This is a genomic window from Bradyrhizobium sp. LTSP849 (assembly GCF_000938255.1).
Lineage (GTDB): Bacteria > Pseudomonadota > Alphaproteobacteria > Rhizobiales > Xanthobacteraceae > Bradyrhizobium.
This window is the reverse complement of the sequence record NZ_JYMR01000051.1, coordinates 431,694-439,694: the sequence shown is the minus strand read 5'-3', so window position 1 is coordinate 439,694 and position 8,001 is coordinate 431,694. Positions and strand designations below refer to the sequence as shown.

Annotated in this window: 10 protein-coding genes; 3 read left to right on the top strand and 7 right to left on the bottom strand. The window is 63.6% G+C overall.

Annotated elements, in window-relative coordinates; genetic code table 11:
- The 4 genes from UB31_RS41745 to UB31_RS30735 all read right to left on the bottom strand — a co-directional run.
- The coding region (locus tag UB31_RS41745) for an IS110 family transposase (protein ID WP_045011530.1) at positions 1-231 on the bottom strand (231 nt) is incomplete at its 3' end.
- 306 nt (positions 232-537) lie between these two features.
- The gene (locus UB31_RS30745; protein WP_045013507.1) at positions 538-1,515 is read right to left on the bottom strand and encodes an NADPH:quinone oxidoreductase family protein; all 978 of its coding nucleotides are present in this window, start codon (positions 1,513-1,515) and stop codon (positions 538-540) included.
- Positions 1,515-2,123 (bottom strand): 2-hydroxychromene-2-carboxylate isomerase, encoded by a 609-nt coding sequence (locus tag UB31_RS30740; RefSeq protein WP_045013506.1) that lies wholly within the window; start codon positions 2,121-2,123, stop codon positions 1,515-1,517. Before UB31_RS30740 ends, UB31_RS30745 begins: the two co-directional genes overlap by 1 nt.
- Positions 2,124-2,252: 129 nt before the next feature.
- A complete protein-coding gene (locus UB31_RS30735; RefSeq protein ID WP_045008405.1) occupies positions 2,253-2,954 on the bottom strand; it encodes a glutathione S-transferase N-terminal domain-containing protein in 702 nt (233 codons plus the stop codon).
- Between the two features lie 121 nt (positions 2,955-3,075).
- Here UB31_RS30735 and UB31_RS30730 point away from each other — a divergent pair, with 121 nt between their 5' ends.
- A complete protein-coding gene (locus tag UB31_RS30730; RefSeq protein WP_045013505.1) occupies positions 3,076-4,098 on the top strand; it encodes a methionine synthase in 1,023 nt (340 codons plus the stop codon).
- Positions 4,098-4,331 carry a hypothetical protein gene (locus UB31_RS30725; RefSeq protein ID WP_045008407.1) on the top strand — a complete coding sequence of 78 codons (234 nt, stop codon included), beginning with the start codon at positions 4,098-4,100 and terminating at the stop codon, positions 4,329-4,331. Before UB31_RS30730 ends, UB31_RS30725 begins: the two co-directional genes overlap by 1 nt.
- On the opposite strand, the gene UB31_RS30720 is transcribed toward UB31_RS30725, so the two are convergent.
- From UB31_RS30720 to UB31_RS30710, 3 genes are all read right to left on the bottom strand, one after another.
- Positions 4,328-4,945: a hypothetical protein gene (locus tag UB31_RS30720; protein WP_045008408.1), complete on the bottom strand. Its 618-nt coding sequence runs from the start codon at positions 4,943-4,945 to the stop codon at positions 4,328-4,330. The two genes, UB31_RS30725 and UB31_RS30720, sit on opposite strands and share 4 nt — an antisense overlap.
- A 107-nt stretch (positions 4,946-5,052) precedes the next feature.
- The gene (gene gpt / locus UB31_RS30715; protein WP_045008409.1) at positions 5,053-5,580 is read right to left on the bottom strand and encodes a xanthine phosphoribosyltransferase; all 528 of its coding nucleotides are present in this window, start codon (positions 5,578-5,580) and stop codon (positions 5,053-5,055) included.
- Positions 5,581-5,617: 37 nt separating this feature from the next.
- Positions 5,618-6,355, bottom strand: coding sequence for a competence/damage-inducible protein A (locus UB31_RS30710; RefSeq protein ID WP_045013504.1), 738 nt, complete (start codon positions 6,353-6,355; stop codon positions 5,618-5,620).
- 225 nt (positions 6,356-6,580) lie between these two features.
- Here UB31_RS30710 and UB31_RS30705 point away from each other — a divergent pair, with 225 nt between their 5' ends.
- Positions 6,581-7,999, top strand: coding sequence for a circularly permuted type 2 ATP-grasp protein (locus tag UB31_RS30705; protein ID WP_045008411.1), 1,419 nt, complete (start codon positions 6,581-6,583; stop codon positions 7,997-7,999).
- Positions 8,000-8,001 lie beyond the last annotated feature (2 nt).

Sequence of the window (8,001 nt, the reverse complement as noted above, 5' to 3'; positions counted from 1 at the left end):
GACGACCACAAGCCGCTTGCGTCGCAGTTCGGCAACCACCGCCTGCTCATAGCCGCCGCTCGCCTCGATCCCAACCCGCTTGACCTTGTGGCGTTGCAGCCATTCCAGCAGCTCCGTGTAGCCTTCCGGTGTGTTCTCGACCTGGATCCGCTCGGAACTGCCATCGAGCGCCACATCGAGCTTGTGTTTGCCGGTATCGATCCCGGCACAGATCATGATACGCTTGGCCATCTTCCTCGACCCTCCCTTGTGAATGCGAACCTGAAGTTCGTTCAACCATGCGGGTCCCGATGAAGTGCCGACCGCGATCTTGCTACGAAACGCAGCCCTCAAGGCTTCGGTGGGCATCGATCCGATCGATCGGCGGCCCAGCTCGGGCGGCCACCCGGGCTGGGCCATTCCTCACGGAACGAGGCCATTCTAATCCGGCGCGCTAATACAAGGGTGGGCAAAGCGAAGCGTGCCCACCATTCTTGGTTCGGTTGCTGATGGATGGTGGGCACGGCGCAAGAGCGCCTTTGCCCACCCTACGACCGGCTACTCCATCACCAACGCCACACGCCCGATCGCCTTGCGGTCGAGCAGCAGCCGCATCGCCTTCGCATAGTCCTCCAGCGGCAGGCGGTGCGAGATGTTGGGGCGCAGCTTCCCCTCCTCCGCCCATTTCAGCAGCGCCTTCAGCCGCACCTCACCAAGCGCCGGATTTTTCCGTACCGCTTCGCCGGCGCGCACGCCGAGCACGCTGGCGCCCTTGATCAGCAGCAGATTGGTCTTCGCCGAACCGATGCCGCCGGTAAAACCGATCACCAGCAGCCGCGCGCCCCAGGCGATACAGCGCATCGAGTTCTCAAACGCCTCGCCGCCGACGGGATCGAACACCACATCGGCGCCGCGACCGTCGGTGATGCGCTTGACGGCATCGCGAAACGGCTCGCGGTCGTAGCGCACGAGATGATCGGCGCCGCGCGCCTTGGCGATCGCGAGCTTCTCGTCGCTGGAGGCGGTCGCGATCACGATCGCGCCCAGCATCTTGCCGATCTCAACGGCGGCCAAGCCCACGCCGCCGCCGGCGCCGTGCACCAGCAGCACCTCGCCGGGCTCGACCCTGCCGCGATCGATCAACGCATGATAGGCGGTGCCGTGGCCGGCGAGATAGGTTGCGCCCTCCGCATAGTCGAAGGTCGAGGGCAATGGCGTGAGCTGCGACGGCGTCACGACGACTTCATCGGTAAATGCGCCGTGGCGCATTTTCACGATGACCTTGTCGCCGACCGCAACACCCCTCACCTCCGCGCCCACCTCGGTCACATCGCCCGCGGCCTCCATGCCGGGCGTGAACGGCAGCTCCGGCTTGAGCTGATATTCGCCCGCCGCCATCAACACATCAGGAAAGTTCAGCCCGGCGGCACGGATCGCGACGCGCACCTCACCCGGCTTGAGTGGCCGGGAGGGAAACTCCTCCAGCCGCAAGGTCTCGGGCGCCCCGAGTTCGCGGCAAACAACAGCCCGCACCATCAGGCGGCACTCGCCTTGCGGCGCAGCAACGCCTCGCGGATCAGCGGCAGACGGTCATTGCCGAAATACATGTCGGTCTTGTCGACGAAGATGGTCGGCGAGCCGAAGCCGCCACGCGCCACGACCTCCTCGGTGTTGGCCTTGAGCTGGTCCTTAATGTCCTGCGCCGAAATGCCTGCGAAGAACTTTGGCTCATCGATGCCAACCTTCTTGCAGATCTCGGCTAGCACCGCGTCCTGCGAGATGTCCTTGTCGCCGCCCCAATAGGTCTCGAACACGGCGGTCGCGAACGGCACCATGTCCTTGCCAAGCCAGATGCAGCCCCGCATCGCCTTGACGCTGTTCACCGGGAACACCGTCGGTGGCATCTTGATCGCGAGGTTCGCCGAGCGCGCCCAATCCTGAAGGTCCTTCTTCATGTAGCGCGCCTTCAGCGGCACCGGTGTCTCACGCTGGGCGTAGACGCTGGGGTTGACCGTGTTGAAGATGCCGCCGACCAGAATCGGCCGCCAACTAATCTCGACGCCGAGCTCCTTGGCGAGCGGCTGGATGTTGTGGAAGGCGAGATAGGTCCAGGGGCTGGAGCAGTCGAAGAAGAATTCGATCATGGCGTTTCCTTATTACGTTTAGCTTCTCTTTCCTCCGTCATTGCGAGCGCAGCGAAGCAATCCAGAATCTTTCCGCGGAGGCAATCTGGATTGCTTCGCTGCGCTCGCAATGACGGGCGTGGCGGCAGCTTACTTCTTTCCCAACAATTCCTTCGCACGCTGGCCGAACATGATCTTGCGTGAATCCTCGTCGAACGGTTCCTTGACGAACTTGCCGATCGCAAGCCCCGCCTGCACCTGCGGCCGTGCGCGCACCTCGGCGTACCAGCGTTTCACGTTCGGATAGTCGTCGAGCGTAAAACCCTGCGCCTTGTGGGTCATGGTCCAGGGGAAGCAGGCGATGTCGGCGATGGAATAGTCGCCCGCGACATAGGCGCCGGTCGCGGCCAACTGCCGGTCCAGCACGCCATAAAGTCGCGCCGCCTCGTCGTGGTAACGCGCAATCGCGTAGGGAATCTTCTCCGCGGCGTAGAGCGCGAAATGGCCGTGCTGGCCGAGCATCGGCCCCAGCCCCGCCATCTGCCACATCACCCATTGGATGGTGGTGGAGCGGCCGCGCAGATCCGCGGCCAAGAAGCGGCCGGTCTTCTCCGCCAGATAGATCAGGATCGCGCCGGTCTCGAACGCAGAGAACGGTTCGCCACCATCGGCGGGTGCGTGATCGATAATCGCTGGAATGCGGTTGTTCGGCGAGATCGCGAGAAACTCGGGGTGAAATTGTTCGCCGGCGCGGATGTTGACGGGGATCACCCTGTAAGGGAGCCCGAGTTCCTCCAGCATGATCGAGATTTTCCAGCCGTTCGGCGTTGGCGCATAATAGAGGTCGATCATGACCTTTCCTTTGGCCTTCCCTGTCGCTATCGCCGGTTAAAATGACGACTTTCGTTGTTCTGTACCTCGACGTTAAGACATGGCAGGAAGGGGCGCAACATAACCCGCCGGAAGGGCCGCCATGCTGTTTCCAACCACGATCGCCGGCTCCTTGCCGAAGCCGGAATGGCTCGCCGAGCCCAACATGCTCTGGGCGCCCTGGAAGTCGCAAGGCGACGAGCTTCTCCGCGCCAAGCGCGATGCGACCATGCTTGCCGTAAAGGTCCAGGAGGATGCCGGCATCGATATCGTCACCGAGGGCGAGCAGGCCCGGCAGCACTTCGTGCACGGTTTTCTGGAGAAGATCGAAGGCATCGACTTCGCCCACAAGGTCGAGATGGGCATCCGCAAGGATCGCTACAAGGCGATGGTGCCGCAGGTGGTCGCGCCGCTCCGGCTCAAAGGCCGCGTCCACGCCGACGAGGCGCGCGTGGCGCGGACGCATACGAAGAAGAAGCTGAAATTCACCCTGCCCGGCCCGATGACCATCATCGACACCATCGCGGATCGCTACTATGGCGACCGCGTCAAGATGGCCTTTGCCTTCGCCGAGCTGCTGAACGAGGAGGCCAAGGCGTTGCAGGCCGACGGTGTCGATCTCGTGCAGTTCGACGAGCCCGCCTTCAACGTCTACATGGACGAGGTCAACGACTGGGGCATCAAGGCGCTGGAGCGCGCCGCGCAGGGCCTCACCTGCGCCACCGCCGTGCACATCTGCTACGGCTACGGCATCAAGGCCAACACCGACTGGAAGGAAACGCTCGGCGCGCAATGGCGGCAGTATGAGCAGATTTTTCCGGCGATCGATGCGAGTCCGATCCAGCAGGTCGCGATCGAATGCCGCAACTCGAAGGTCCCGCTCGACCTGCTCGCGCTGCTGAAAAACAAGATCGTGCAGGCCGGCGTGATCGATGTCGCCAGCGACACGGTCGAGACCGCCGAGGACGTCGTCCAGGTGATCGATGCCGTGTCGAAATTCGTGCCCAAGAGCAACATCATCGCCACCACCAATTGCGGCATGGCGCCGATGCGGCGGGAGATCGCGGAAGCCAAGCTGATGGCGCTTGGCGCCGGCGCTGCGCTGGCGCGTGAGAAGCTGGGCTAATGGCGGCGATCCGTCTGGCACTGATCATCGCTGCACTTCTGGTGGTCGTACAGGCTGCGCGCGCGGAGGACCGCTCCGTGCTGCTGAACTGCAAGGCGATGGTCGAGCATGCGTCGAAGGATACGAATACCGCGAGCGAGGCCGAGCTGACCCGCTGCCGTCAGGTGATCCGCGAATGGGCGCTGCGCGATGCGCGGACGACGGTGGATCAAGACGGTAAGCCGCTCCGCTAGCCGCAAGCCGTCGGATGCAGCACAGGTTGATATCCGGCGATCATCGCGCGCAGCGTGGAAGGCGGCGTCAGCAGCATCGGGCGATCGAGGGCGTGCGCATGCGGCGCGTAGCCCGCGGCTGACCACAACAGCGCCTTGCCCTGTGCGACCAGGAAGCAGTCATTGCCCTGCTGCACCATCGCGCCGTCAGGCAATTCTGCGAGCGGCATCGGCAGCGCATACAGCCGCTTCTTGCCGCGATCAAGGCGCTCGCGATGCAGCACCGCGTCCATCGCCTTCGCGCTGATGTCGCTTCCACCATTCCCCGCTTCCCACGCGGAGCAAAAGCGCTTGGCATCGTCGCGGCGACAGAAGAAGCAGGGCCGGTGGCCCGCGGCGAAGGCCGTAGCTTCGTCGAGGAAAAACAACTCGGTCCAGCTCCGCCGCGCCATCACCGACCGCCGCCAGCCGCGGAATTCACAGAGACAGGTGAGCCAGGCCGGAGAAGACCAGCGCTTCTTCAACAGCGTCTTGGTCGCGGGATCATGGATGATGCCGCGATTGCCGGTGAACATCCCGCGATGTGGCGTCGAGATGATCTCGCCGGTTGGCGTGACGCGGTTTTGCAGCGGCATGGCTGCCTCCACCCGTCATTGCCCGCGGGGCGAAGCAATCCAGAAATGCATCCGCGGAAGCAGTCTGGATTGCTTCGTCGCTTCGCTCCTCGCAATGACGGCGATACTCACGCCGCGCCGTCGCGGAGTGGCGGGTGGTAGGACAGCGCGGTGTCCCAGGGGAAGAAGATCCAGGTGTCCTGCGAGACCTCGGTGATGAAGGTATCAACCAGCGGACGGCCCTTCGGCTTGGCGTAGACGGTGGCGAAATGCGCATCGGGCAGCATCTCGCGCACCAGCTTGCCGGTCTTGCCGGTGTCGACGAGGTCGTCGACGATTAGGAGCCCCTTGCCGGTACCGCCCCCGAGCTTCATCGCCTGATCCGAGATGCCCTTGAGGACCTGGAGATCGCCCTGCTTGGTGTGATCGTAGCTGGCGATACAGACCGTATCGATCACGCGGACCCCAAGCTCGCGCGCCACGATCGCCGCTGGCACCAGCCCGCCGCGGGTGATCGCGATCACCGCGTGGAACGGGCCGACCTCATTGAGCCGCCAGGTCAATGCCCGGCAATCCCGGTGGAACTGGTCCCATGAGACCGGGAAGGCCTTGCCCGCGCGCTCCTGCGCGCTCAGTTCCGGTGTTTCACCAGCCATTATCGTCTCCCGCCATTCGTCTGCCGGCAGCTTCCTGCTACCGGGTGATGTTCAATCCTGCCAGCATTTCCTTCACCGCCGCCATCGCGGCCGCGAGCTTGTCCGCGTCGCGCGAGCGCACCACCAGATTGGTGTTCGGCTTCGAGTCCTCGTCCATGAAGGGATAGCTGCCGATGATGGTGTCGGGGTGGTCGGCGGCAATCGTCCGCAGCGGACTGCCGATGTCGCCCTCCCGCGCATTGGCGCGGACCGATTCGGACAGCATGCGAACGCCGGATTTCAGCTTGGGCGAGACGATGTCCATCATCGCCTGCATGATCGACGGCACGCCCGCCATCACGATGACATTGCCGATCTTGAAGCCGGGGGCCAAAATGGTCGCGCTCTGGATCAGCTCGGCGCCGTCGGGGATGCGGGCCATCCGCAGGCGGGCCTCGTTGAGATCCTGCTCGCTCCAGCGCTCGCGGAAACGGGCAACCACCTCCGGGTGGTGGTCGATGCCGACCCCGAACGCCTTGGCCACGCTGTCAGCGGTAATGTCGTCATGAGTCGGGCCGATGCCGCCGGTGGTGAAGACGTAATTGTAACGATGCCGCAGTGCGTTCAAGGCGGCGATGATGTCGTCCTCGTCGTCGGAGACGACCCGGACTTCCTTCAGGTCGATGCCGATATTGGTCAGGTATTCGGCGATGAAGCCGATATTCTTGTCCTTGGTCCGGCCGGACAGGATTTCATCCCCGATGACCAGAATGCCCGCCGTGACGATCTCGCTCATAACTTACGTCCCTCACCTTTCCCGCCGAATTTGCCGGGGTAACGCGTTGAAGTCACGCGGTTTTGCTGCCGAAATAAGCAGTCCTCAGCCATTTTTTCAGGCAAGCCCTCGGCCCATCCCCGGCAAATATCTCAAGTCCATGCTTATCGCGCTGGCCCGCCCCTTGCTACCACCTAAGAAAGTCATGCACTCTCGCCGCATGGCCAGGGAAACAAGTCGGGATCTATGGCAGTCGCGTTTGATGAAATGAACATTCCGGGTGGGGACCTTCGCCCCGCCTATCAGGAGCTGGCGCGCTGGCTCAAGGAGACGCCTCCCGAGGCGCTCGAATATCGCCGCCAGGAAGCCGAGCTCCTGTTCCGCCGGATCGGCATCACCTTTGCCGTCTATGGCGATTCCGAATCCACCGAGCGCCTGATCCCCTTCGACGTGATCCCGCGGATCATGTCGGGCAAGGAGTGGGCGCTGCTGGAGAAGGGGCTGAAGCAGCGCGTGCGCGCACTCAACATGTTCCTGCGCGACATCTATCACGGCCGAGATATCCTCCGCGCCGAGATCGTACCCGACGACCTGATCTTCCAGAACCCGGTGTTCCGGCCCGAGATGAACGGCCAGCAGGTGCCGCACGACATCTACGTGCACATCGCCGGCATTGATATCATCAGGGTCGATGCCAACGACTTCATCGTGCTGGAGGACAATGCGCGCACGCCGTCGGGCGTGTCCTACATGCTGGAAAACCGCGAGATCATGATGCGGCTGTTTCCGGATCTGTTCGCCCGCCACAGGGTGGCGCCGGTCGAGCGCTATCCGGACGAGCTGCTCTCCGCGCTGCGCTCGGTGGCGCCGCAAGGTGCCTCCGGCGAGCCGACGGTCGCGCTGCTGACCCCCGGCGTCTACAACTCGGCCTATTACGAGCACTCCTTCCTCGCCGACAAGCTTGGCATCGAACTGGTCGAGGGCCGCGACCTCATCGTCAAGAACAACGAAGTGTTCATGCGCACGACGGAAGGGGTGAAGCGGGTCGATGTGATCTACCGCCGCGTCGACGACGATTACCTCGATCCCCTCACCTTCCGGCCCGACTCGGCGCTCGGCGTGCCCGGGCTGATGTCGGCCTATGCGGCCGGCAACATCACGCTGGCCAACGCCGTCGGCACCGGCATCGCCGACGACAAGGCGATCTACTCCTACATGCCGGAGATCGTGAAATTCTACCTCGGCGAGGAGCCGATCCTGAAGAACGTTCAGACCTGGCGCTGCCGCGAGCCGAAGGATCTGGCTTACGTACTGGACAATCTCGGCGACCTCGTCGTGAAGGAAGTGCACGGCTCCGGCGGCTACGGCATGCTGATCGGTCCCGCCGCGACCAAAGCGACGATCGAAGCCTTCCGCGAGAAGCTCAAGCGCGAGCCGGAAGGCTTTATCGCGCAGCCCACGCTGGCACTCTCGACCTGCCCGACCTGCACCGCAAGTGGCCTCGCGCCGCGCCATGTCGACCTGCGGCCCTTCGTGCTCACGGGCAGCAAGAGCACCACGATCGTGCCCGGTGGGCTGACACGTGTTGCTCTCAAGGAAGGCTCCCTGGTGGTGAATTCGAGCCAGGGCGGCGGCACCAAAGACACCTGGATTTTGGACGAGTAGAG